A 24126-nucleotide genomic window follows, 5' to 3' on the forward strand; every position below is an offset into this window, starting at 1 on the left:
GAACTGAAAAACAGAACCTAAAAAATACACAAATCGTTCTCCTTACCAATTCAGCCATTGACCAAAACGCTGAACTTCATACTGAATTTGATGCCTTGTATGATTATTTCAGACATCCGTACATCGAAGGAAATTATGGCTATCCAATATACTGCACAGGATGCTCCATTAAAGACAATAATTATGTGCATTAGTAGCGATATGGAGGCATTAACCGAATAGGTACTTTGTCCGATTCTGCCATCTGTATCGCAATAAAAGGCGCATTTCGGCGTTTTATCTTAAACTAATAATCTCTTCATTATGAATAAGTTTTTATTCTCACTGTTACTCTCGCTTATTTCATTTGGCATTGCCGGTTGCAGCGATGAGGATGATGTGGAAATCATCGACTTGAATCTTTTGGCCGGGCAATGGGAGGTTGTCTCGCAAACTCCTGAAAGAAACTGCATTTACGATATAACTGCCGCTCCTGATTTGACTGAGGGGACTTATGGTGGTCATTATGGAAAAATCACCACATATTATCTGACAGCAAACGGCAAACCATTATTCGACAAAGAATACAACTGGAGTATCCGATATATGGAGAACAATCAACCTTTGTTGGATTTGACTTTAGTGGGTGAACTTGACAGTGAAGATCCTTGGGCCGGAAACTATTATTATAAAGTAACAAAACTCACCAGTTCAGTAATGTGGTGGCAAGCAAACACAAACGGGGATAACACTATAATAAAATTTCGGCGTAGAACTGACCTTAAAATTAATCAGGAGAACAATTCTACGATTTAATCAACAGTTGGCGCTACTCATCTTTGTCGCGTTTGTATTACCCGTTTATCTTGCAAGTTTTTTATTCGAGTGAACGAAATATTATATCACAGTACGGCACAAGCCCGTCATCACCAGCTTGCCGTCCGTTGAGTTTTGCGCCACATTCGGGACAATATTTATACCTCATATCTCAATCCCAGTCATTAAGGTTGGCTATTATGCGGTCGATGTCACTTTCATCGAAAATCTCCGGCTGTCTCTCGTAGCAATTATGGCAATGACATTCGCCCTCGCAATGGCAGTTACAGTCGGGAGTCAGTTCTTCAACCGCACTTTCGATATTTTGGTTTTCCTGTTCCATATCACTGAGCCACCTCCTTTTTGAACTCGGCCGATGGTTTGAAGAACGGGATATTATGTGCCGGGATTACGATAGTGGTATTCTTTGAAATGTTGCGTGCGGTTTTTTCAGCACGTTCCTTAACTTGGAATGTGCCGAAGCCACGGAGATATACGTTCTCTCCATGTGCGAGGCTGTCTTTTACTACAACCATAAATTGCTCAACCACTGCAAGAACACTTGTCTTGTCAATACCTGTGGTCTTCGCTATCTCGTTTACAATTTCTGCCTTAGTCATTTTGCGTACTTATCTGATTTAGACTGCAAATTTACTAAATTTTGAGGAGACTGCCTATAAAAAAGCCTGTCCGAAACGAACAGGCCGAGACAGGAATATATGTATTCACAGATGCCAAATCCTGCTACGCAATAAAAATTGAATTTAAGTTATCAACTGAATAGCGATAGCAACATCAGATGTACGGGGTATATGGCATATAAGCTGTATTTGGCCGATTTGCTTCGTATGAAGCCACGGGTGCCGTCATACAGGAAGATTATTGCGGAGGCGAGCAACGCACCGGCTATGCCGTAGTGAGCCATCAAAGGAAACGTGAATATAATCTGAAGAATAGCCTGAGAGGGAAAATTTGTCGATGAACGCTCCAGCCACGGACGCATAGTCTGGTGCCGGAGAATGTAGAACACCGCTATCATCAGAACTCCGCGCCAGTCATAATCCGTTCCGAGCCACCATGCCAGAACAGCGATACCTGAAATACCGATGAACGACAGCGGCCCATGTTCACACATACGGTCGAATATGGCGAGTGCCACAACTCCGAGGGAGAGAGTGAACATGACATTATGCGTGCCGTCCGCTCCGTTGAGCAGATACCACGGCAATTCACTGACTGCACCGGCAAGCAACAGTATCAGAAAATATCTCATACGGTCGCGGCTATGTGCGAACCCCTCGGCAACAAGGAAAGCGAACACAGGGAACGCTATCCTGCCGATACATCGCAGACAGTCGTACATCGGAGTGTCAGGCTCCATAAGGAAGTAGGCGCAATGGTCGGCCACCATCGAGAGAATGGCGATAATCTTCAACGCACTTCCGGATAAGCGGAGCGAGAGGGGAACGGATATTTTGGCGGTAGTTTCCATGATAAGTAATTTATTATTCAGTGCCGAGAAGTTCCTTCACCATATCGGCCACCTCCTGGTTGACACGCTTGAAATTGCGGTTGAGCATAATCTCCTTCTCTCGCTCACTGTCGAAAGAATAAATTTTAGGCAGCTCCACATAGTTGGATTCCTCCTCCTTGATACGTGCCATATCGAAGTGCGTCTTGCAGGTACAACCGTCCGCGACAGCAGGTATAGCTTAAAAAAATAGCCGTCCAGGTTTTGGGCGGCTATTTTTGTGAGAGTTTCCAGCGGTCGGGAAGCAGGTCGCGGTATTTTTCGATCGGGGTGTTTGGCGGCCATGCGGCACATCGGTCGATTATGTCGCAGAAGTAGTCGAAGACGTTGACTCCGCAGCGGTGGCAGGTGATCGCAAGAGAGTGGTACAGGGCGGCGGCTTCGGCTCCGGAGTGGGAGCCGATTGTAAGTCGGCGACGGGTCAGGGATATGTAGCGGTTGATTCGCTCGACTTCGTTGTTGTCGAGTCTGTAGGTGGGTGAGGCAAAGATGCGTGGTATCTCGTCCCATTGTTTGAGTGCATGTTCGGTGGCGGCGAGCAGCGGGTCGTCGGGTGGCACGCCGATGCGGTCTTTGACTGCTGTCAGTCTCATGCGGATTTTCTCGAGCATCACCTTGGAGTATCGTTGTCTCCACTCAAGGTGCTTTCCCGCCGTCCATCCGTCTTTGCCTATGCGGTGCTGATGCTCGAAGTGGTAAAGGAGTCCGAAGAGCTTTGCTATTTCCTGCGCCTTTGGATTGTCTTTCAGATCGAGAAACTTTCGCTTGATGTGCTGCAGGCATGGCAAGCGTTTTATCCCGCTCATCCCACCGATTCCGATATGCCGGTATCCCGAGTAATAGTCGCACTGGAAGGCTCCGTTGAAGCCTTTTATGTGTTGCTCGAAGACTTCGGCCGAGCGGGAGCCGTCGTCATAGAAGAAGTACACAAGCCCGGTTGTCATGCCGACGAACACCCATATGTAGCCTTTCTTGATCTTTCTTCCCGAAGGAGTTGCCACCTGCAGCCGCACTTTCTGATAGGTCTCGTCACCGCAGATATAATTGTCCGCGACTATTGCCTGACCCAGCGCCTTGTATAGATTTTCCAGATGTACCCTTACCTTACTTACGAGCTTCTGTGCGGTGCCTTTGTCAAGGTCGAAGCCGTGGGCACGGAAGTATTCGACAGCATTTTCAAGTGGCATGCAGTGGAGATAGCGTAGCTCGGCGAGTCCGGCTATGAAGGAAGATGTATACTGCGAGTTAAGCAGCGGTGTGGCGGGTGCGGAACCTTTGTATATTTTCTCGTCCTGCACGTATTTTCTGACCTTGTAGATAATTTTTTTGAAGCGCATCGGCTCCATGACGTAGCGCACGACATCGCACTCGCCGATAAACGTCGCCGCCTCGGGATTGAAGTCCGGACTGTCAGGCTCCACTATAATGGTCTCCACCTCACACTCCGGATGCGTCTTCCTTTTGGCGCCGTTGTTGGTACGTTTCTTCTCTGGCTTCTGCTGTCGAGTTTCGGATGTGGCAGGAGTCGTCACCGGTTTCTTCTGACGCTCCGACGGCGAGCCCTGCAGACGCTGCACTGCCTGACGCGCGGCTTTCTCTTTGCTCAGTTCCGCACTTTTGCCTTTCATAGCCTCCTCCATTGAGGCCATTTGCTTGCGCAGTTCATCTACAGTCGCCACAAGCTTCTCGTTGGTCGACTGCAGCTTTTCATTGGATAAAGTAAGCGAGCTGACAGAGGCCAACGCCTCGTCGAGCCGCCCTTGAAGGAACTCGATCTGACGTTGCAGAAACTCTATCAACTCGTTCTTTTTCATGGTGTAAAGTTACAAAAAATATCTGACATTTGCAACTTTCCACGCCATTTATTTATTTGATTAACAAATTATTAAGCCTTATTTTACGGCCATTCTGAAGCGATTTTCGACCATCACCTTCACAGGCGTGAGGCCCCTCATCAGCATATAGAAATCGTCCCATTGGAGCCTGCGCACGCCGTCATCGCCCTTTTTGAGCACCTCCCGGAAACGGCCTCGCGACAGTCTTTTTGTGTACATCAAAAATCCGTCGCCATCCCATTTCAACGCCTTCATGGTCTTGCGGTCCTTTGAGAAAAACACATACACATCGCCCGATGCCGGAGAATGCCCCTTCCACGACCACACCATCTGGGCCAGACCCCGGATGCCGTAGCGCATCGATACCGGCTGCCGGCATACCCAGAGCCGCATATCCGCCTCAAGACTCCACATCACTCCTGCGTGTCATGACATCCACCAGAAGCGCCAGCCCCTCCGCGCTTATCTCTCCCAGACTCACGCCTCGGCCCCAACCGAGTTCGATGTGCACGTCACGCACGACACTGGTGGCACCGACATCCCGGCTCTCATCCGCAACCTGAATACCGGGAACCTTAACCTCCCGGAATAACGGCCCGCCACCTTCCCGCGACGAATCCGGTCTCTCCGGCAGACTGCGTTGATAATCGCTTATGCTGATTTTGCGGCGCCGAAGCCACTCATAAAGCCGCTGGACGTTGACGCCGGTACCGGCACAGAAACGGTTCAATGCGATATAGCCGTCTGTCTCGCATTGATTCTTGTAACGCGTCCATGTCTCTGAATAGACATCGGACAAAGACTTGTTATAACCCATGATTCTTTTTGTCGACAAAGATACAACTCTCTTTCGGAGTTCGTCAATATGCTATCGCGGATGGTTGTACTCTTGCAGAAATACTTGGTTGTCTTGAACTCCTCGGAGTCCTCGATGTCAAAATGCGACAGCATCTTTTCATCGGTGGCCGTGAAGTCACGTGCCGCCTGACCCGCAAGCCAGCCCGTAGCCATGTCTGCGATTTTTGCCGCCGGAACGAGATAGTCCATCTTCTCGGAAATGGAGGTTGAGATTTTCTGGTCGTTTATGGTGATTGATGTCGATGTCTGCTTCGCCTTGCCGAACACATCATTCTGCGCCCATTCAAGAGTCTCCTTGTTTCGTGCCGCACCCATGAATATGTTGCCGCAGGTCGTGATAATCTTCTGCATACCCACCTTGCCGTAGTCAGCCTCCAACTGCGGAAGCTCCTGAAAACCGAGAGTCACGGCAACCTTGTTGCTTCGCGCCGTGCCGATCAGTCGGTCAATCTTGTGGAAGTACAGAGTGGGAAGCTCGTCAACGATGATACTAACAGGTATATTGCCTTTGGAATTGACACGGGTTATCAGACGGTTAAGCACAAGAGCGTTCAGAGAGCCGATGACCTGTTCCTTTTCGGGGTCGTTGGCAATCACAAGATAGCTCGGACTCACCGGGTCGGAAATCTTCAAGTCAAAATCATCGCCGGTGAACACCCAATAGGCTTCAGGGGATACAAGCCGTGCCGCATTTACGCGGAGAGTACCCACCATACCTTCAAGCTGGTCGTTGGCTTTGTTCTCGTATGCGGACTTGAAGGGGGCCATCAGCGAGGCTATCTTATCGTCCATCATCAGAATGTCGAACACCTCCGAATACTTGCGTCCGAGGAACGACAGCACATGGGGCATATCCGAAAACTCACCTGTGATAGTGTCCGGCTCAACCTCGTTTCCGTTCTCGTCCTCATACCAGCAGCGGTCAATCAATATCAGCTTACCCATGCGGTCGATATAGGAGAAGCCGTTAAGGTCAACGAACATCTTGTCCTCGTCGGTGGATACGTCGCGCCCGTTCTCGTTCACGAAGTCAAGCATGACCTCGCCGTTCTCGTCCAGAGCGTTGAAATCGTCCCAGTTGCGTATCACAAGCTCCAATTTCTTGCCCTCGTGCGATATATAGCGTTTCAGTTTTTTCCCTTTCAGAAAACCTGTCGGGTGGAAATTCACAAAGAAATAGATGATCGCCGCGAGGAAATTCTCTGCCGAGTTGGTGAAGAAAGCCTCCGAGCCGCCCTTTTTCTCGCCACCGCCCTTGTTGAGCGAGGCAAGAAGCGTGGCCGCCGTCTCCGAAGCCGCCGCGAGGTCGGGAATGTATTTACGCTGGATGGGGTTGATACGGTTTGAATACTCCACATCGGTAAAATTGACTATGCGGAAACCACACCCATTCGGCAGATTGCCGTAGTGCAAATTCTTGCAATACTGATAGAAAAGCGTCTTGGCAAGCGTCGGGAACTTATAGTCATATACCATCATGGCGAAGCCCTTTCGTGCGTGCTGCCTTATGAACGGATCTATTATGCCGAAAGACTTGCCGGAGCCGGGAGTACCCAGCACAATCGTACCACGGAACGGATTGATAATGTTGATGTAGCCGTTGTGCATACGCTTTTTCCAGTAGAATATCATCGGGATATTCACTGAATAAGGTGTATTGACCTCCTGACGGGACTGTTCAAAAGATTCATTCTCAAAATTAAACCTGTCCTCGCCGACCTTGTGGTTGTAATACTTGGCAATACCGTCGAGTCCCTGGTGTACGAGCATTGTGCCGACCACCGAGCAGAAGGCATACAGGACACGGCTTGCAGGGAAGCCGAAGAGCGACATACCCCATGTGCCGTGATGGAAGATGAAGCACAGTCCTACGAGAGTGAGACCTGCAAGCACCGGATATACCACCATAGTCTTCAGATTGAACTTCAACGCCTTTTTCGCTTTGGTGCCGATACATACCACACAGATGCAGACAAGTTCGGCAACCTTGCACCCGGCCACGGAGTTGAACATCTTGAAGCGTCCGAGCAGGTCGAGTATGAACTGCGTCACGCGGTTGTCAGACGTGATAGGCAGGTTCATCACAATCTCGATAATCAGGAATATGTAGATACAGCTACGGAAGTAGTTATACATCTGTTGCTGTTCCTTTGTTTCTTCAAAAGCCATAGTCTGGGAACTTATATGGTAGAATTATTGTTTTTGTAATACATTTACACTAACTTTGCAGTATAAAATAATATGGATATGGAAATAGCACTGAAAAAGAACCAGAGCTTCCGCCTTTCCGTGGAACTCATTGACAGATTGAAGCAGCTTGCAAAACGGCAGAACCGCAGCCTAAACAATTATGTTGAGACTGTTCTACTTGATGCCGCCTACCACGAGCCTAATGCTGTTACACTTGAGGCAATGGAAGAGGCGGCAAGCGGACGTCTCCGCAACGAGCCTGCCCTGAATCTTTCCTCGATTGAGGCGATGGAAAAATCCATGGGATTATGAAAAAACTCAAACCCGGCAGTCAATACAAGAAAGACTACAAGCGTTTCCGCAATAATCCGAAAAAGGTTGAAAAACTGTTCAGGATTATGGAGTTGCTACAAAATGAGGAGCCGATACCGGAAGAAAACCGTCCTCACCCTCTGACGGGGAATTATGCCGGCCACATGGAGTGCCATATAGAAGGTGATTTCCTTTTGATATGGTTTGACCCGGACACAGATGAGATCAATCTTGTGCGTCTCGGCTCCCATTCGGAATTGTTCGGCTGATTTCAGAAAGGTATCTTGAATCCAAGCATGAGGCCGTTGCGGAACGTGTCGCCATGCAGGAAATTCACATTATTCTTCTGTATGATCGAGAACTCGCACCCGTTCTGAAACACATAGTTGTACTCAAAGCCTCCCTCGATACCGATGAAAAACTTTCTCTCCACCGCTCCGAACTGAGGGCCGAAGCGGACACGGAAGCTGCCGTTCTTGTAACGGTGCAGACGGTGTTTGTAGATTATACCGCCGTCCCAGTAATAGCCTTTCCAGAACTGACCCTCGCCCGATTTCCAGTGATTGCCAATCTCTCCATAGACCTCCACGGCGTTGCCGTAGGTGAACGACCTCTCGTAGCCAACGGTGGCGTTGAGAGTTGACGGGAACAGGAAGCCGGCGTTGACGGCTATCTTGTTTTCCTGAGCGGTGGCCGTGATAGAAGCCACTGCACAGATGATTGCGAACAGTATCTTTTTCATAGTGCCGGATTATTTGTAGATATGGGGTGAATAGTTGAACGGCAGATTTTTGAGTATGTCGGAGTCGAAGCCGTCGGCGTTGAGAATATCGTCATACTCCACGGTAAGGGTTATGACACGTCCGCTTATCTGGTTCTCCGATATTTCGATGCGGAGCACTTTCTCGTCCGGGAAAGTCAGCTTATCGAGCACAAGCACGTTGCGGTAGTTCTTCTTGAACTTCTTTGCAAGGTTCAGCGAATAAACAGGCGACAGTTCCACCGTCTGAGAGTTTGTGGCCTTGACCTCCTTCTTGTCTGTGAGCTTCACACGCACCTCGGCGATGTCGTATGCTATCTTGGTGCTGTTCTGAAGGGAATAGTCGATGAAGAAATAGTCGCCTATCGAATAGATGTTGTTGACAATCGCCTTCATGCCGTTGGCTTTAGACACCACCTGATTGTATTTTCGACCGCTGCCATATACGGCCCAGGCGTAACGTGCCATTTCCGACTGAGGCATGGATACCTCCGGATTGATGTAGGAGTCCAAACCGGCGTATGGCACACGGTGGATAGAGGCGGCACGCGAAGGGGCGGCGGTATATACCACATCGTACTGTGCCAGATGTCGCTCGCCGATGAGTGTGAGAGTACCCATCAGCTCACCCTCCCGGTAGTGGGTAAGTACGGAGTCAGCCTCGATGAACGGCTTGATACGCACGATGTTGTCGGCACACTGGTTGCCGATAATCTTTGTGGTGGATAAGTCCACCATCTTGATATTCTCAGGCATGACGATATGTGTTGTCACTTCCGAGTTGACAAGGATCTTCTCTTTGGCGGTCGCCGGGATTGCGACGGCGCATAGCGCGAGGGTAGCTGCAATTATTTTATCTTTCATAATGGGTTGGTTGATTACCGTTTAATATGCTTCGTCTGAATTGATAAGGTAAACGATGGTGTTGTATTTGATTTTCGCCTTGTTCTTGCGGATATTGGCCGACACAGCGGAAGTCGCGGAGTTATACATATTCTGGAGAGCCTGCAAAGCGATGGCCTCGCCGGATATTCCGGAGCCGTAGCCGCTCTCGGACTCAAAGCTGATATTCTGCTGCACTGTGCTGGCACCCGCCTCTTTCATAAAATCGCGGAAAGCGGACTCCGGGACATAGAAGCCCTCCATGCCGTCGTTGTCGAACACCGAAAGATTCACTTTCAGGAACTTTCCGCCTACAAGAATTGAAGTGATGGCGGCGCGGACACGCTGTTGGCCGAAGCCGGTGACGGTGCCGTACAGATATGTGCCTTTGGCAAGCCTCACATCATGTATTGTCACATCGTCGAGCAACTTGAAGCGTAGCCTCGTGCCCTCATGCGCCTTTGTTGTCTTGTCGATCATGGCACGGATAAGCGGAGCATCGACATTATCGGCCGAACTACCCACTGTATTGAATTTGTCGGCATTTGTCTCCCGTGATTTAAGCACCAGCAATGGGCGGTTCTTCTCACGCTCTATCTCCCGCGCCCTTGCTATGGAGTCGGCCCGGTGCTTGCGCATGGCTTCCTCCGGGTCGGGCTGTCCTATGCCAAGTCCGGCCTCGATAGCTTTCTGACGCTCGTAGCTGCGCTGCTGTATCGCCTCAAGGTCGCGTGCATATTCGCTCCGGGGGTCAACGGCAGGTTCATAGTCGGCAGGATTATAGCCGTCACCGTAAGCGTATGAGTTGATATGCCGGCGCGATTCAGCAAGGGAACGCTCCAGTTCCTCCAGCTCCTGCTGCTGACGGATACGCTCGGCCTCGGCCGCGTCGAGACGGTTCAGCTCGTCCTCGGTGTAGCCGTGTTCAAGAGCCTCGCGTTCCTCCTGTTCCTCGCCGAGCGCGCCCACGGCGGTAAAGGCGTCTTCGTCACCGAAGCGGCGTGACATCTCGAACATCTTGTCACCGGGAGCCTCGGCGTTGGCCTCCGGCAGAGTGGAGTTGATACGGTCTGTAGCCACGGCCTGAGGGTCATCGCCACCGCCGCCGAAAGTCTCCATTGCGAAATATATCAGCGCACACAGCGGCACGAAAATCACCGCAGGGAAGATATACTTCGGTTGTCTGAAATTAATTTTTTTCATTGTTATCGTTATGTTTGAGGGATTTTACAATCTGTTCAAGCTGCCTGTACCGGCGTATTATGCCTATTGAGTCGTCATGGCTCTTGCGTGGAATGGCGATAAGGGAGTCAAGTTCATGCTTGACAGCCTGACCGTCGCCGGTTATCTCCATGAGCCGTCGGCGTTGCGCCTCCTTGTTAGCCTGAATGGTGCGGAAGCCGCTGAAGATAGGCTCGACCTTGGCGATGGATTGCAGCTCCGGCTCCTGTGATTCCATCCGTGCCCCGGTCGCTATTATGTCGCACACGAGTATCATCAGCAGGGAGCCGACGACATAGCCGAAAGTCCGGCGAGGGTGTCGCGTGGCCCATGAATTGGCCTTTCTGATCCTGGCGGCCAGACGGTATCGTGTGCCTATGGCACCCATCTTCGGCCGAAGCCATGAGCGTATTGCGCCCTGTGCTTTCCTCCGGTTTTCGCTGAAAGTTTGTCTGAGAGATTTCATAAGTCAGGTTTTAATAGTCAAGGTCTTTGTTTTCAAGGGTACGCCAGTTGGTTATCATCAGTCCATGAGGATTGTTCTGGGTACGAGGCACATTCTCCACATAGCCGGTGGTGAGCATGGTGCGTTTTAGATCGCGCGTGCGCCTCTTGATAATCTGCGTCCCGTAGTAGCTGAACTTGCGAGTATGCTCGTCGAACTGGATAGAGTCACAGATTATGGTGCAGACAGCCGAAGATGATATGATGTCGGAGTAAAAGCCGTTCTCGTCAAGTGCCTGCTTCTGCTTCAGGGCTGTGCCGTCAGCCATATACATGGCCTTGCCGACAGTCCACTTGATATAGTCGTTGTCGGGAGGGAGATTGAAAAAATACTGGTGGAAAAGCTGGATATGCGCTTTCGCCTCCATGATGAAATTGGCTTCAAGTCCGGCACGCTCGGCAAGGAACGGTATGTCGCCGTCAAGAATATATATCTGCTTGCGCTCCTCGGTCACGAGCGACACGCAACGCCACACGGTGAACCCGCAGATGGCGGCGCAACCTATTATGGTTGCCATTACCGTCATCATTGCGAGCCGTGTTTTCTGTTCAAGGGATTTTATCAGCATGATAATCTTGTTTGTCGTTTTAAGGGGTGTGTTTCAGATTTCTTCCTGCCTGTGCGCCGATTGAACCGGCCACATTGCGGGTCACGTTGGTGGCTTTGAGAGCCGCCGAGCCGCCCATCATCGCCGCGCCCATAGCGACACTGCCTGAGGGAGATGCGGCACCGCTGCTGACACCGCCGGGTATGAGCCATGAGGCGACTTCGGGAACGAAGCGTATGATATAGGCCCCGACAAGCATACCCATAGCGTACATACAGTTGGAGCCTATGCCCTGCAAACCGAGCGCGCCTATCTGCTCCCATGAGTTGACAGCACCGTGCAACAGGTGGTTGTAGGCCACCAGATCCTCCTGAAGATTATACATCAGTATGAAGTCTATGTAGTACAGGCACATATAGGTCACGAAGCCCCATAACGTGAGGGAGAGGAATTTTGACATCCACTGGCTCCATGCCGAGTTCCACGGCGGAGCGAGGGAAAGAGCAAACATTATGGGGCAGAACACAATCATTATCGCTATGAATATCCTCTGCGCCACAAGTATGCCGTAGTAGGACATCTGGAAAATCAGCTCCCCGACAAAGCGTATCACGTCGTTTATCCATTCGCTTACCTTTGTCTCGGCGGCCACCGCCGCACGCTGGGCGTAGTTGTTGATGGTCTCGCCGAGGTTTTCCACGTTATACACGAGTTTGTCCCACCAGTTCGCGTCCTCGCCGATTGCGGCCACCTGTTTCGCCGTGGATATTGAATCCTGCACTGCACGGAGGCGTTCAAGATACTCGCCTTGCTTCTGGGCCACTTTCAGCTCCAGAGCCGCGACCTCCTTGTTCTTCGCCATAGCCATTGACTTAGTGGTTGCTTCCAAAGACTTGCCGGGCATCTGGAGAGCCGAGCATATCCATGATGAAGATGATATGCACATTGATATGCCTATGATGCGGAGCAGCTTCATTATGTCCATTCCTCGCCGTCCGAGCATCATCATCCAACACTCGTAAGAGCCTACGCACAGGGCGAGCAACAGTCCGAGCATACGGGCGAAGCTGATTGTGTCGCCTAAAATCGCCACATTCGGAAACGCCTCCATCGCCACAAGCAGCTTGTCGAGACTCTGGTCGATAGCCGGAAGCCCCATTGTGCAGAGTATTGATAATAAAGTCATATAGTTTTCAATTAGTCAGGTTAATGTTAGTAATGGGTGGCGGCCACTGCCGCGAGGCGGACGGTGCGCGACACCAGTTTTCCCATCTCGGCCTTTGCCTCCTCGTATGCCTGCTGACGCTTTGCGTTCTCCAGCCCGTAGCCGACACCCTGTTTATGAATATAGGCGATATTGGCGCAGATGATCTCGTTCTGCCGTGACAGCTCGTCAACCTGATACTTCATCTTCCCCTTGCTCTTGTTAAGGCAATAGAGAAGCCCGTCGGCGATACAGTCCTGCATACGGCTGAACTCGTCCTTGTAGATCGAATAGGTGACATCGACAGCCCGGTCAGCCTCGCGTGCCAGTTCCTCCTTGTAGAGAGATTCGACGTATGCACGCTCTTTCTCCACCTTAGAGAGTTTTTGCCGCTGGGTCTCTTCCGCCGTGACACGCACGGGCATGATGCGTTTGACATTTGATTTCTCCTCCTTGAAGCGGACGCGGTAGCCTGATTTGAAGCCGGCCCACTTCCAGTACATTTCCGCGCCGGAATAATTCTTGTGCAGGAAATAATAGTACCAGTCCGGAGCGAAGTCCCACGGCCCGTTCTCCATCGAGAGCCATTGCTTCTCCTTCTGGTCGTCATGGATTTTGGGTGTCTTGGCCGACACTGCCGCCGGGAGCGCCGCGATGAGCAGGGCGAGCGATAATGCGGTGATAGTTCTGAATTTCATAATCGGTATATGTTTATTGGTTCCACTTGTTGATTACCGCTCCCACGATCTCGTCCTTGACATCGGAGGTTAGTATCTCCCAGATGTAGTCAGGCTTCCAGCCGCAGTTTGTCATGAGGTAGCACCACAGGTTGGCGTTGTCGATAATACGCCGGGCGTTCTCTATGGTGTCCTTCAGCGACATGACAAGGTTCATCTTCTCGTCCATCGAGGCTTTCATGGTACAACCATCCGCGATAGCATATTGACGAACTCCGAAAGAGAGTTGTATCTTTGTCGACAAAAAGAATCATGGGTTATAACAAGTCTTTGTCCGATGTCTATTCAGAGACATGGACGCGTTACAAGAATCAATGCGAGACAGACGGCTATATCGCATTGAACCGTTTCTGTGCCGGTACCGGCGTCAACGTCCAGCGGCTTTATGAGTGGCTTCGGCGCCGCAAAATCAGCATAAGCGATTATCAACGCAGTCTGCCGGAGAGACCGGATTCGTCGCGGGAAGGTGGCGGGCCGTTATTCCGGGAGGTTAAGGTTCCCGGTATTCAGGTTGCGGATGAGAGCCGGGATGTCGGTGCCACCAGTGTCGTGCGTGACGTGCACATCGAACTCGGTTGGGGCCGAGGCGTGAGTCTGGGAGAGATAAGCGCGGAGGGGCTGGCGCTTCTGGTGGATGTCATGACACGCAGGAGTGATGTGGAGTCTTGAGGCGGATATGCGGCTCTGGGTATGCCGGCAGCCGGTATCGATGCGCTACGGCATCCGGGGTCTGGCCCAGATGGTGTGGTCGTGGAAGGGGCATTCTCCGGCATCGGGCGATGTGTATGTGTTTTTCTCAAAGGACCGCAAGACCATGAAGGCGTTGAAATGGGATGGCGACGGATTTTTGATGTACACAAAAAGACTGTCGCGAGGCCGTTTCCGGGAGGTGCTCAAAAAGGGCGATGACGGCGTGCGCAGGCTCCAATGGGACGATTTCTATATGCTGATGAGGGGCCTCACGCCTGTGAAGGTGATGGTCGAAAATCGCTTCAGAATGGCCGTAAAATAAGGCTTAATAATTTGTTAATCAAATAAATAAATGGCGTGGAAAGTTGCAAATGTCAGATATTTTTTGTAACTTTACACCATGAAAAAGAACGAGTTGATAGAGTTTCTGCAACGTCAGATCGAGTTCCTTCAAGGGCGGCTCGACGAGGCGTTGGCCTCTGTCAGCTCGCTTACTTTATCCAATGAAAAGCTGCAGTCGACCAACGAGAAGCTTGTGGCGACTGTAGATGAACTGCGCAAGCAAATGGCCTCAATGGAGGAGGCTATGAAAGGCAAAAGTGCGGAACTGAGCAAAGAGAAAGCCGCGCGTCAGGCAGTGCAGCGTCTGCAGGGCTCGCCGTCGGAGCGTCAGAAGAAACCGGTGACGACTCCTGCCACATCCGAAACTCGACAGCAGAAGCCAGAGAAGAAACGTACCAACAACGGCGCCAAAAGGAAGACGCATCCGGAGTGTGAGGTGGAGACCATTATAGTGGAGCCTGACAGTCCGGACTTCAATCCCGAGGCGGCGACGTTTATCGGCGAGTGCGATGTCGTGCGCTACGTCATGGAGCCGATGCGCTTCAAAAAAATTATCTACAAGGTCAGAAAATACGTGCAGGACGAGAAAATATACAAAGGTTCCGCACCCGCCACACCGCTGCTTAACTCGCAGTATACATCTTCCTTCATAGCCGGACTCGCCGAGCTACGCTATCTCCACTGCATGCCACTTGAAAATGCTGTCGAATACTTCCGTGCCCACGGCTTCGACCTTGACAAAGGCACCGCACAGAAGCTCGTAAGTAAGGTAAGGGTACATCTGGAAAATCTATACAAGGCGCTGGGTCAGGCAATAGTCGCGGACAATTATATCTGCGGTGACGAGACCTATCAGAAAGTGCGGCTGCAGGTGGCAACTCCTTCGGGAAGAAAGATCAAGAAAGGCTACATATGGGTGTTCGTCGGCATGACAACCGGGCTTGTGTACTTCTTCTATGACGACGGCTCCCGCTCGGCCGAAGTCTTCGAGCAACACATAAAAGGCTTCAACGGAGCCTTCCAGTGCGACTATTACTCGGGATACCGGCATATCGGAATCGGTGGGATGAGCGGGATAAAACGCTTGCCATGCCTGCAGCACATCAAGCGAAAGTTTCTCGATCTGAAAGACAATCCAAAGGCGCAGGAAATAGCAAAGCTCTTCGGACTCCTTTACCACTTCGAGCATCAGCACCGCATAGGCAAAGACGGATGGACGGCGGGAAAGCACCTTGAGTGGAGACAACGATACTCCAAGGTGATGCTCGAGAAAATCCGCATGAGACTGACAGCAGTCAAAGACCGCATCGGCGTGCCACCCGACGACCCGCTGCTCGCCGCCACCGAACATGCACTCAAACAATGGGACGAGATACCACGCATCTTTGCCTCACCCACCTACAGACTCGACAACAACGAAGTCGAGCGAATCAACCGCTACATATCCCTGACCCGTCGCCGACTTACAATCGGCTCCCACTCCGGAGCCGAAGCCGCCGCCCTGTACCACTCTCTTGCGATCACCTGCCACCGCTGCGGAGTCAACGTCTTCGACTACTTCTGCGACATAATCGACCGATGTGCCGCATGGCCGCCAAACACCCCGATCGAAAAATACCGCGACCTGCTTCCCGACCGCTGGAAACTCTCACAAAAATAGCCGCCCAAAACCTGGACGGCTATTTTTTTAAGCTATACCTGCTGTCGCGGACGGTTGTACAATCAAATCCCTCTTCCGAGAGGTTGATTACTTGCTTGGATGAGAAATTAATGGCAAAATAATCCTCTCCGCTCTGACGTATATAGAACCCGGCGTTGCGTATTTCGGAACGCAGCTTAACTATGCTGTCATCGTTAAATAATCGGCGCAGCTTGTCAACATCATTATAATAGTGTTGGCTTTTATTCTGAGATAGAGTTACAAGCTCAGGCTCGTTCACCTTATATATACTGCACAGCAGATCCCGTTCAGACGCAGTTGTCGGTTGAAATGATTCTATCCTTTTTATTTTGTCATTTCTAAGAATGGTTGCGGCCATGAAACCTTTGAGTGGGCGTGTAGTATTTCGGTAGTGGAGCACTCCGCGCCGTATGAAGGCATTATAGCGGAATATTTTTGAGTTTATGCCCCATGTGTCTATTGTGGGATTGTTTTCAAGAAGTCTGTCGATGTAGGCATCAATACGCTCCATCTTGTCATCAGGAGTAGTGAAATCAAGGAGTGACTTAATGGATAATACCCAAGCTCCGTTATATACAGTTTTGTTGGCATGGTCAACTATCATATATCCATAAGGATTATCGGATTTTCCAAAGAAAACAAGGTCTATGCCTAATTTCCGCTTCACCTCTGCCTGGAGTTCTTTCCTGTCTGCACTCACATCACGGTATTTCTTAAGCATAGCCCACAGTTGCCTGCGTCGTGTCTTGTCAAGTTGCACCTTATGGAACTTGCCGCATATATCAGCATATCCAATCTTTGCCTGAACCGCTCCGTCACGTTTGACATATACAATATCGTTCTTTTCATAAACCTCATACCCCATTGAGGTCATAAGAGCTTTGTATTGAGCAAAGGTAGAGAATGAATAGCCGAGTGAAGCAGCAAGATCCTCTGCGGCTTTCGCCTTGACATCCTTGCCGACAAGTTTGTTGAGTACTGCCTGAGAACGCACTCTTTCGTGATGGTCGCTGATTTTCTTTCCGTCCGGAGATATTCTGGATGTTACTATATGTATATGCGTGTTGTCAGTGTCGGTATGAGCATATACCAACAACGGCTGACCTTCGTTCCCGTAGCCCATTTCCTTGAGATATTCGTGGGCGAACTGCAATAGTTCTTCCTCTGTCTTTTCATGCCCCTTGCAAGAAATGGCAAGGTGGAACTGTGCTTTTTTTATCCTTGAATTTCTGGAAGAGTAGGCTATCATATAATCCTGCATTTCCTTTGCAGTCGGTTTTGAAAGCACGCCGATATGTCCGAGGTTGCTCATTTCAAGAAGTCGCGCCACACCCTTTGCCACTTTTTTCTCATTGTATGCGACAGCATGGAAATTGGCACTCGACGGAAGAATAGTAGCTATCATCGCTTAATGTCTTGGTATCTTTATGTCTTGTTCGGATATTTCCATACAGTCATAAAGACTTGTGTTTATGGTCTCAGTCTTATCGCTTTTCTGGCAATGTCAGCTTGTTCCGATTGTACAACCGTCCGCGACAGCAGGTATAGCTTAAAAAAATAGCCGTCCAGGTTTTGGGCGGCTATTTTTGTGAGAGTTTCCAGCGGTCGGGAAGCAGGTCGCGGTATTTTTCGATCGGGGTGTTTGGCGGCCATGCGGCACATCGGTCGATTATGTCGCAGAAGTAGTCGAAGACGTTGACTCCGCAGCGGTGGCAGGTGATCGCAAGAGAGTGGTACAGGGCGGCGGCTTCGGCTCCGGAGTGGGAGCCGATTGTAAGTCGGCGACGGGTCAGGGATATGTAGCGGTTGATTCGCTCGACTTCGTTGTTGTCGAGTCTGTAGGTGGGTGAGGCAAAGATGCGTGGTATCTCGTCCCATTGTTTGAGTGCATGTTCGGTGGCGGCGAGCAGCGGGTCGTCGGGTGGCACGCCGATGCGGTCTTTGACTGCTGTCAGTCTCATGCGGATTTTCTCGAGCATCACCTTGGAGTATCGTTGTCTCCACTCAAGGTGCTTTCCCGCCGTCCATCCGTCTTTGCCTATGCGGTGCTGATGCTCGAAGTGGTAAAGGAGTCCGAAGAGCTTTGCTATTTCCTGCGCCTTTGGATTGTCTTTCAGATCGAGAAACTTTCGCTTGATGTGCTGCAGGCATGGCAAGCGTTTTATCCCGCTCATCCCACCGATTCCGATATGCCGGTATCCCGAGTAATAGTCGCACTGGAAGGCTCCGTTGAAGCCTTTTATGTGTTGCTCGAAGACTTCGGCCGAGCGGGAGCCGTCGTCATAGAAGAAGTACACAAGCCCGGTTGTCATGCCGACGAACACCCATATGTAGCCTTTCTTGATCTTTCTTCCCGAAGGAGTTGCCACCTGCAGCCGCACTTTCTGATAGGTCTCGTCACCGCAGATATAATTGTCCGCGACTATTGCCTGACCCAGCGCCTTGTATAGATTTTCCAGATGTACCCTTACCTTACTTACGAGCTTCTGTGCGGTGCCTTTGTCAAGGTCGAAGCCGTGGGCACGGAAGTATTCGACAGCATTTTCAAGTGGCATGCAGTGGAGATAGCGTAGCTCGGCGAGTCCGGCTATGAAGGAAGATGTATACTGCGAGTTAAGCAGCGGTGTGGCGGGTGCGGAACCTTTGTATATTTTCTCGTCCTGCACGTATTTTCTGACCTTGTAGATAATTTTTTTGAAGCGCATCGGCTCCATGACGTAGCGCACGACATCGCACTCGCCGATAAACGTCGCCGCCTCGGGATTGAAGTCCGGACTGTCAGGCTCCACTATAATGGTCTCCACCTCACACTCCGGATGCGTCTTCCTTTTGGCGCCGTTGTTGGTACGTTTCTTCTCTGGCTTCTGCTGTCGAGTTTCGGATGTGGCAGGAGTCGTCACCGGTTTCTTCTGACGCTCCGACGGCGAGCCCTGCAGACGCTGCACTGCCTGACGCGCGGCTTTCTCTTTGCTCAGTTCCGCACTTTTGCCTTTCATAGCCTCCTCCATTGAGGCCATTTGCTTGCGCAGTTCATCTACAGTCGCCACAAGCTTCTCGTTGGTCGACTGCAGCTTTTCATTGGATAAAGTAAGCGAGCTGACAGAGGCCAACGCCTCGTCGAGCCGCCCTTGAAGGAACTCGATCTGACGTTGCAGAAACTCTATCAACTCGTTCTTTTTCATGGTGTAAAGTTACAAAAAATATCTGACAGTTGCAACTTTCCACGCCATTTATTTATTTGATTAACAAATTATTAAGCCTTATTTTACGGCCATTCTGAAGCGATTTTCGACCATCACCTTCACAGGCGTGAGGCCCCTCATCAGCATATAGAAATCGTCCCATTGGAGCCTGCGCACGCCGTCATCGCCCTTTTTGAGCACCTCCCGGAAACGGCCTCGCGACAGTCTTTTTGTGTACATCAAAAATCCGTCGCCATCCCATTTCAACGCCTTCATGGTCTTGCGGTCCTTTGAGAAAAACACATACACATCGCCCGATGCCGGAGAATGCCCCTTCCACGACCACACCATCTGGGCCAGACCCCGGATGCCGTAGCGCATCGATACCGGCTGCCGGCATACCCAGAGCCGCATATCCGCCTCAAGACTCCACATCACTCCTGCGTGTCATGACATCCACCAGAAGCGCCAGCCCCTCCGCGCTTATCTCTCCCAGACTCACGCCTCGGCCCCAACCGAGTTCGATGTGCACGTCACGCACGACACTGGTGGCACCGACATCCCGGCTCTCATCCGCAACCTGAATACCGGGAACCTTAACCTCCCGGAATAACGGCCCGCCACCTTCCCGCGACGAATCCGGTCTCTCCGGCAGACTGCGTTGATAATCGCTTATGCTGATTTTGCGGCGCCGAAGCCACTCATAAAGCCGCTGGACGTTGACGCCGGTACCGGCACAGAAACGGTTCAATGCGATATAGCCGTCTGTCTCGCATTGATTCTTGTAACGCGTCCATGTCTCTGAATAGACATCGGACAAAGACTTGTTATAACCCATGATTCTTTTTGTCGACAAAGATACAACTCTCTTTCGGAGTTCGTCAATATGCTATCGCGGATGGTTGTACGACCGCGCAACTACCGAGGCTGAAAAAGAGAAAGCGGCCTCAAAGATTGAGGTGTATAAGAAAGAGCTGCATGAGACCTCTATGCTGATGAAGATTGACAAGCAAATAGACCACATGGAGGAGCAGAAACGCCGCCTCAAAGTGCCGTCGCTCTCCTTCAACAGCTACTACGAGTTCGCCCTTGAACGGATACCGCAGATCACATCGCTGGAGAAGATACATTTCGACATACGCGACTTCGCCGCTATCCTCAAACAGTTCTACCGTGGCGGCGAGCTGGAGGTTACTCTCAACTCCGACCTTGACACCAATCTTTTCGACGAGCGTTTCATAGTCTTTGAAATCGACAAGATTAAAGATGACCCGGTGCTTTTCCCTATCGTTGTGCTGATAATCATGGACGTGTTTCTCCAGAAAATGCGTATCAAGAAAGGACGCAAGGCCCTGATAATCGAGGAGGCATGGAAAGCGATAGCCTCGCCCACTATGGCGGAGTACATAAAGTTCCTGTATAAGACCGTCCGCAAATTCCACGGCATAGCCGGTGTGGTGACGCAGGAGCTTAACGATGTGATAGACTCTCCCATCGTAAAGGAGGCGATAATCAACAACTCCGATGTGAAGATATTGCTCGACCAGTCGAAGTTCAAGGACAGGTACAACGACATAGCGGCCATACTCGGACTGACACCTATTCAGAAACAGCAGATATTCACAGTCAACGCCCTCAATAACAAGGAGGGACGCAACTACTTCAAAGAGGTGTGGATATGCCGTGGCCAGAACTCCGATGTCTATGGCGTCGAGGAGCCGCCGGAATGTTACTGGGCCTACACCACCGAGCGGGCCGAGAAAGAGGCTCTTAAAATATACCTCCGTCATTACGGCACCATGCAGGAGGCGATAACCAACATCGAGGCCGACCGCAAGAGAGCCGGAATATCCAAATATCTTGATTTTGCCCGTAAGGTCAACCAACAACAGAAAGTAATGTCGCTATGGTAAATCCAAAACATAATTCACAATACGCCATGCGTAATATCATGCTGATTATCTGCGTGACGTTCTTTTTCGGCACAGCCTCGGCATGGAAAGTGGTGATTGACCCGTACTGCCTGAAAGCGGTGACAACCAATCTCGCATCGCAGAAAGCCATAGAGGATCAGCACAACAAAAGGCTCGACTCCATATCCGCAAAGCAGAACAAGCTGGAGCAATACACCGTGAGCATGGCTACCATCACCGAACTCTACAAGGTGACTATGGAGAATATCTCAGGCTTCGGCACCGAGAGCAAATATTATGTGGAGATAGGACTGTGTGCCTTCGACATAGTTAAGAGCGTGCCGGAGCTGGTAAAGACCGTAAGCAAAGCCAAGTTCACCAACAAGGCACTATGTCTTAACGAACTCGGCAACCTCACGGCCCAGACACAGCAGCTTGTGGCCGACTTCATCAACATAGTCAACAACGGCAAGGTTCAGAATCCCCTCAAAGGCCAGGCTACCGCCGAGACCAAGAGCGACGGATATAATCTCCTTGACCGCTACGACCGACTGACGGTAGCCAACAAAATCTACACCGACCTTCTCGAAATCCGCTACAAGGTTCAGGCTATGATGGCTATGGCTCAGTACGCCACAAAAGATGACCTGTTTTTCGCAATAGACCCGGAGGGCTGGGCCAACATGAAAGTCATGCAGAATCAGGTAGGTATGCTGATACTCAACTGGAACGGACTGCGGATTATAAAATGACGGAGCCATGATGATACGCAAACTTACAACTCTCGTTCTTGTGGCTCTGCTTCTTCCCTTGAAGTCATTTGCCTTCGACTTTCCGAAAGACCTGCCGACATTCGAGGCTCTTATGGCTCTGCACAAGGCTGTCAAGAAAGATGAAGACCAGGCGTTGGCACGCATAGCCACGAGCTTCGGGGAGCAATCGCTTGTCACCAAAGGAGCGGAGAAGTTCAATGATGTACGCTCGACGCTCGACACCAGGCTCAACAACGCATACTCATACGTGGTGCTTGCCGCTGCCATATCCTCGACCGCCAGCTCGCTCTATCTTCTGACAAAGGAGTACAAGGACTTTACAGTAAACACCTACAAGTATGTGACAAAGAAGCCTTTTGTCGCGTGGTACTATGCCGACGCCAACCTTGCCATAGCACGCGAGATAAAGCACGCCCAGAAGCTCTACGCTACTGTGGCCGCCTCAGGCATAAACCTCATGAAAGGTACAACCGTCCGCGACAGCAGGTATAGCTTAAAAAAATAGCCGTCCAGGTTTTGGGCGGCTATTTTTGTGAGAGTTTCCAGCGGTCGGGAAGCAGGTCGCGGTATTTTTCGATCGGGGTGTTTGGCGGCCATGCGGCACATCGGTCGATTATGTCGCAGAAGTAGTCGAAGACGTTGACTCCGCAGCGGTGGCAGGTGATCGCAAGAGAGTGGTACAGGGCGGCGGCTTCGGCTCCGGAGTGGGAGCCGATTGTAAGTCGGCGACGGGTCAGGGATATGTAGCGGTTGATTCGCTCGACTTCGTTGTTGTCGAGTCTGTAGGTGGGTGAGGCAAAGATGCGTGGTATCTCGTCCCATTGTTTGAGTGCATGTTCGGTGGCGGCGAGCAGCGGGTCGTCGGGTGGCACGCCGATGCGGTCTTTGACTGCTGTCAGTCTCATGCGGATTTTCTCGAGCATCACCTTGGAGTATCGTTGTCTCCACTCAAGGTGCTTTCCCGCCGTCCATCCGTCTTTGCCTATGCGGTGCTGATGCTCGAAGTGGTAAAGGAGTCCGAAGAGCTTTGCTATTTCCTGCGCCTTTGGATTGTCTTTCAGATCGAGAAACTTTCGCTTGATGTGCTGCAGGCATGGCAAGCGTTTTATCCCGCTCATCCCACCGATTCCGATATGCCGGTATCCCGAGTAATAGTCGCACTGGAAGGCTCCGTTGAAGCCTTTTATGTGTTGCTCGAAGACTTCGGCCGAGCGGGAGCCGTCGTCATAGAAGAAGTACACAAGCCCGGTTGTCATGCCGACGAACACCCATATGTAGCCTTTCTTGATCTTTCTTCCCGAAGGAGTTGCCACCTGCAGCCGCACTTTCTGATAGGTCTCGTCACCGCAGATATAATTGTCCGCGACTATTGCCTGACCCAGCGCCTTGTATAGATTTTCCAGATGTACCCTTACCTTACTTACGAGCTTCTGTGCGGTGCCTTTGTCAAGGTCGAAGCCGTGGGCACGGAAGTATTCGACAGCATTTTCAAGTGGCATGCAGTGGAGATAGCGTAGCTCGGCGAGTCCGGCTATGAAGGAAGATGTATACTGCGAGTTAAGCAGCGGTGTGGCGGGTGCGGAACCTTTGTATATTTTCTCGTCCTGCACGTATTTTCTGACCTTGTAGATAATTTTTTTGAAGCGCATCGGCTCCATGACGTAGCGCACGACATCGCACTCGCCGATAAACGTCGCCGCCTCGGGATTGAAGTCCGGACTGTCAGGCTCCACTATAATGGTCTCCACCTCACACTCCGGATGCGTCTTCCTTTTGGCGCCGTTGTTGGTACGTTTCTTCTCTGGCTTCTGCTGTCGAGTTTCGGATGTGGCAGGAGTCGTCACCGGTTTCTTCTGACGCTCCGACGGCGAGCCCTGCAGACGCTGCACTGCCTGACGCGCGGCTTTCTCTTTGCTCAGTTCCGCACTTTTGCCTTTCATAGCCTCCTCCATTGAGGCCATTTGCTTGCGCAGTTCATCTACAGTCGCCACAAGCTTCTCGTTGGTCGACTGCAGCTTTTCATTGGATAAAGTAAGCGAGCTGACAGAGGCCAACGCCTCGTCGAGCCGCCCTTGAAGGAACTCGATCTGACGTTGCAGAAACTCTATCAACTCGTTCTTTTTCATGGTGTAAAGTTACAAAAAATATCTGACAGTTGCAACTTTCCA

Annotated in this window: 27 protein-coding genes and 3 pseudogenes; 9 read left to right on the forward strand and 21 right to left on the reverse strand. The window is 51.0% G+C overall.

Translation table 11 applies throughout. The annotated features are described in order from the left end of the window. Positions 1 to 303 precede the first annotated feature (303 nt). Positions 304 to 795: a hypothetical protein gene (locus E7747_RS09195; RefSeq protein ID WP_123398948.1), complete on the forward strand. Its 492-nt coding sequence runs from the start codon at positions 304 to 306 to the stop codon at positions 793 to 795. 172 nt (positions 796 to 967) lie between these two features. Here the strand turns inward: E7747_RS09195 and E7747_RS16580 are convergent, their stop codons facing one another. The 8 genes from E7747_RS16580 to E7747_RS09230 form a co-directional block, all read right to left on the reverse strand. Continuing rightward, the gene (locus E7747_RS16580; RefSeq protein WP_160632134.1) at positions 968 to 1138 is read right to left on the reverse strand and encodes a hypothetical protein; all 171 of its coding nucleotides are present in this window, start codon (positions 1136 to 1138) and stop codon (positions 968 to 970) included. 1 nt (position 1139) lies between these two features. After that, a complete protein-coding gene (locus tag E7747_RS09205; RefSeq protein ID WP_136415555.1) occupies positions 1140 to 1415 on the reverse strand; it encodes an HU family DNA-binding protein in 276 nt (91 codons plus the stop codon). A gap of 152 nt (positions 1416 to 1567) precedes the next feature. After that, on the reverse strand, positions 1568 to 2287 hold the full coding sequence (locus E7747_RS09210) for a TraX family protein (protein WP_136415557.1): 720 nt from the start codon (positions 2285 to 2287) through the stop codon (positions 1568 to 1570). Positions 2288 to 2300: 13 nt separating this feature from the next. After that, complete coding sequence (locus tag E7747_RS16585) at positions 2301 to 2459, reverse strand: hypothetical protein (RefSeq protein WP_168185299.1); 159 nt, start codon at positions 2457 to 2459, stop codon at positions 2301 to 2303. A 79-nt stretch (positions 2460 to 2538) separates the two neighbouring features. Next, positions 2539 to 4140, reverse strand: coding sequence for an IS66 family transposase (gene tnpC / locus E7747_RS09215; protein WP_136413423.1), 1602 nt, complete (start codon positions 4138 to 4140; stop codon positions 2539 to 2541). Between the two features lie 78 nt (positions 4141 to 4218). Next, positions 4219 to 4575 (reverse strand): IS66 family insertion sequence element accessory protein TnpB, encoded by a 357-nt coding sequence (gene tnpB / locus E7747_RS09220; protein ID WP_136413421.1) that lies wholly within the window; start codon positions 4573 to 4575, stop codon positions 4219 to 4221. After that, complete coding sequence (locus E7747_RS09225; RefSeq protein ID WP_136413419.1) at positions 4562 to 4978, reverse strand: hypothetical protein; 417 nt, start codon at positions 4976 to 4978, stop codon at positions 4562 to 4564. Before E7747_RS09225 ends, tnpB (E7747_RS09220) begins: the two co-directional genes overlap by 14 nt. Then, the gene (locus tag E7747_RS09230; protein WP_317130186.1) at positions 4888 to 7188 is read right to left on the reverse strand and encodes a type IV secretory system conjugative DNA transfer family protein; all 2301 of its coding nucleotides are present in this window, start codon (positions 7186 to 7188) and stop codon (positions 4888 to 4890) included. Before E7747_RS09230 ends, E7747_RS09225 begins: the two co-directional genes overlap by 91 nt. Before the next feature lie 72 nt (positions 7189 to 7260). Here E7747_RS09230 and E7747_RS09235 point away from each other — a divergent pair, with 72 nt between their 5' ends. Together E7747_RS09235 and E7747_RS09240 are read left to right on the forward strand one after the other, a co-directional pair. Beyond that, positions 7261 to 7521, forward strand: a complete 261-nt coding sequence (locus tag E7747_RS09235) for a toxin-antitoxin system protein (protein ID WP_228449124.1) — start codon at positions 7261 to 7263, stop codon at positions 7519 to 7521. Next, positions 7518 to 7790 (forward strand): type II toxin-antitoxin system YafQ family toxin, encoded by a 273-nt coding sequence (locus E7747_RS09240; protein ID WP_136410203.1) that lies wholly within the window; start codon positions 7518 to 7520, stop codon positions 7788 to 7790. Before E7747_RS09235 ends, E7747_RS09240 begins: the two co-directional genes overlap by 4 nt. A 2-nt stretch (positions 7791 to 7792) precedes the next feature. Here the strand turns inward: E7747_RS09240 and E7747_RS09245 are convergent, their stop codons facing one another. From E7747_RS09245 to E7747_RS09280, 8 genes and pseudogenes are all read right to left on the reverse strand, one after another. Beyond that, positions 7793 to 8263: a hypothetical protein gene (locus E7747_RS09245; protein ID WP_016278705.1), complete on the reverse strand. Its 471-nt coding sequence runs from the start codon at positions 8261 to 8263 to the stop codon at positions 7793 to 7795. A 9-nt stretch (positions 8264 to 8272) separates the two neighbouring features. After that, on the reverse strand, positions 8273 to 9145 hold the full coding sequence (gene traN, locus E7747_RS09250; RefSeq protein WP_136410202.1) for a conjugative transposon protein TraN: 873 nt from the start codon (positions 9143 to 9145) through the stop codon (positions 8273 to 8275). Between the two features lie 21 nt (positions 9146 to 9166). After that, entirely contained in the window at positions 9167 to 10366 is a 1200-nt protein-coding gene (locus E7747_RS09255) for a conjugative transposon protein TraM (protein WP_136410201.1), read from the reverse strand. After that, on the reverse strand, positions 10353 to 10850 hold the full coding sequence (locus tag E7747_RS09260; RefSeq protein WP_136415561.1) for a hypothetical protein: 498 nt from the start codon (positions 10848 to 10850) through the stop codon (positions 10353 to 10355). The genes E7747_RS09255 and E7747_RS09260 overlap by 14 nt, the downstream gene beginning before the upstream one ends. 10 nt (positions 10851 to 10860) lie before the next feature. Then, on the reverse strand, positions 10861 to 11457 hold the full coding sequence (gene traK, locus E7747_RS09265) for a conjugative transposon protein TraK (RefSeq protein WP_103983131.1): 597 nt from the start codon (positions 11455 to 11457) through the stop codon (positions 10861 to 10863). Between the two features lie 19 nt (positions 11458 to 11476). Further along, entirely contained in the window at positions 11477 to 12622 is a 1146-nt protein-coding gene (locus E7747_RS09270) for a hypothetical protein (RefSeq protein ID WP_136415562.1), read from the reverse strand. 26 nt (positions 12623 to 12648) lie between these two features. Next, positions 12649 to 13338: a DUF5045 domain-containing protein gene (locus E7747_RS09275; protein ID WP_136415564.1), complete on the reverse strand. Its 690-nt coding sequence runs from the start codon at positions 13336 to 13338 to the stop codon at positions 12649 to 12651. 13 nt (positions 13339 to 13351) lie between these two features. Beyond that, positions 13352 to 13558: pseudogene (locus E7747_RS09280) on the reverse strand (hypothetical protein); the annotation flags it as partial. Between the two features lie 71 nt (positions 13559 to 13629). Between E7747_RS09280 and E7747_RS09285 the strand changes: the two are divergent. The 3 genes from E7747_RS09285 (at position 13630) to tnpC (E7747_RS09295) (ending at position 16069) form a co-directional block, all read left to right on the forward strand. Continuing rightward, positions 13630 to 14046, forward strand: coding sequence for a hypothetical protein (locus tag E7747_RS09285; protein ID WP_136413419.1), 417 nt, complete (start codon positions 13630 to 13632; stop codon positions 14044 to 14046). Next, positions 14033 to 14389, forward strand: coding sequence for an IS66 family insertion sequence element accessory protein TnpB (gene tnpB, locus E7747_RS09290; RefSeq protein WP_136413421.1), 357 nt, complete (start codon positions 14033 to 14035; stop codon positions 14387 to 14389). The genes E7747_RS09285 and tnpB (E7747_RS09290) overlap by 14 nt, the downstream gene beginning before the upstream one ends. Positions 14390 to 14467: 78 nt before the next feature. Beyond that, on the forward strand, positions 14468 to 16069 hold the full coding sequence (tnpC, locus tag E7747_RS09295) for an IS66 family transposase (protein WP_136413423.1): 1602 nt from the start codon (positions 14468 to 14470) through the stop codon (positions 16067 to 16069). Positions 16070 to 16088: 19 nt separating this feature from the next. Here the strand turns inward: tnpC (E7747_RS09295) and E7747_RS09300 are convergent, their stop codons facing one another. From E7747_RS09300 to E7747_RS09315, 4 genes are all read right to left on the reverse strand, one after another. Further along, entirely contained in the window at positions 16089 to 17495 is a 1407-nt protein-coding gene (locus E7747_RS09300) for a relaxase/mobilization nuclease domain-containing protein (RefSeq protein ID WP_136415566.1), read from the reverse strand. 175 nt (positions 17496 to 17670) lie between these two features. After that, a complete protein-coding gene (gene tnpC, locus E7747_RS09305; RefSeq protein WP_136413423.1) occupies positions 17671 to 19272 on the reverse strand; it encodes an IS66 family transposase in 1602 nt (533 codons plus the stop codon). A 78-nt stretch (positions 19273 to 19350) separates the two neighbouring features. Continuing rightward, positions 19351 to 19707: an IS66 family insertion sequence element accessory protein TnpB gene (gene tnpB, locus E7747_RS09310; RefSeq protein ID WP_136413421.1), complete on the reverse strand. Its 357-nt coding sequence runs from the start codon at positions 19705 to 19707 to the stop codon at positions 19351 to 19353. After that, positions 19694 to 20110 (reverse strand): hypothetical protein, encoded by a 417-nt coding sequence (locus tag E7747_RS09315; RefSeq protein WP_136413419.1) that lies wholly within the window; start codon positions 20108 to 20110, stop codon positions 19694 to 19696. The genes tnpB (E7747_RS09310) and E7747_RS09315 overlap by 14 nt, the downstream gene beginning before the upstream one ends. 70 nt (positions 20111 to 20180) lie before the next feature. On the opposite strand from E7747_RS09315, the pseudogene E7747_RS09320 reads away from it, so the two are divergent. The 3 genes and pseudogenes from E7747_RS09320 to E7747_RS09330 form a co-directional block, all read left to right on the forward strand. Beyond that, positions 20181 to 21185: pseudogene (locus E7747_RS09320) on the forward strand (TraG family conjugative transposon ATPase); the annotation flags it as partial. A gap of 26 nt (positions 21186 to 21211) precedes the next feature. Next, positions 21212 to 21937, forward strand: a complete 726-nt coding sequence (locus tag E7747_RS09325) for a hypothetical protein (RefSeq protein WP_136415567.1) — start codon at positions 21212 to 21214, stop codon at positions 21935 to 21937. 10 nt (positions 21938 to 21947) lie between these two features. Beyond that, positions 21948 to 22427, forward strand: a pseudogene (locus tag E7747_RS09330) (hypothetical protein); the annotation flags it as partial. Between the two features lie 55 nt (positions 22428 to 22482). On the opposite strand, the gene tnpC (E7747_RS09335) reads toward E7747_RS09330, so the two are convergent. Continuing rightward, complete coding sequence (gene tnpC / locus E7747_RS09335) at positions 22483 to 24084, reverse strand: IS66 family transposase (protein WP_136413423.1); 1602 nt, start codon at positions 24082 to 24084, stop codon at positions 22483 to 22485. Positions 24085 to 24126: the final 42 nt, after the last annotated feature.

It is taken from the genome of Duncaniella dubosii (assembly GCF_004803915.1).
Classification (GTDB): Bacteria; Bacteroidota; Bacteroidia; order Bacteroidales; family Muribaculaceae; genus Duncaniella; species Duncaniella dubosii.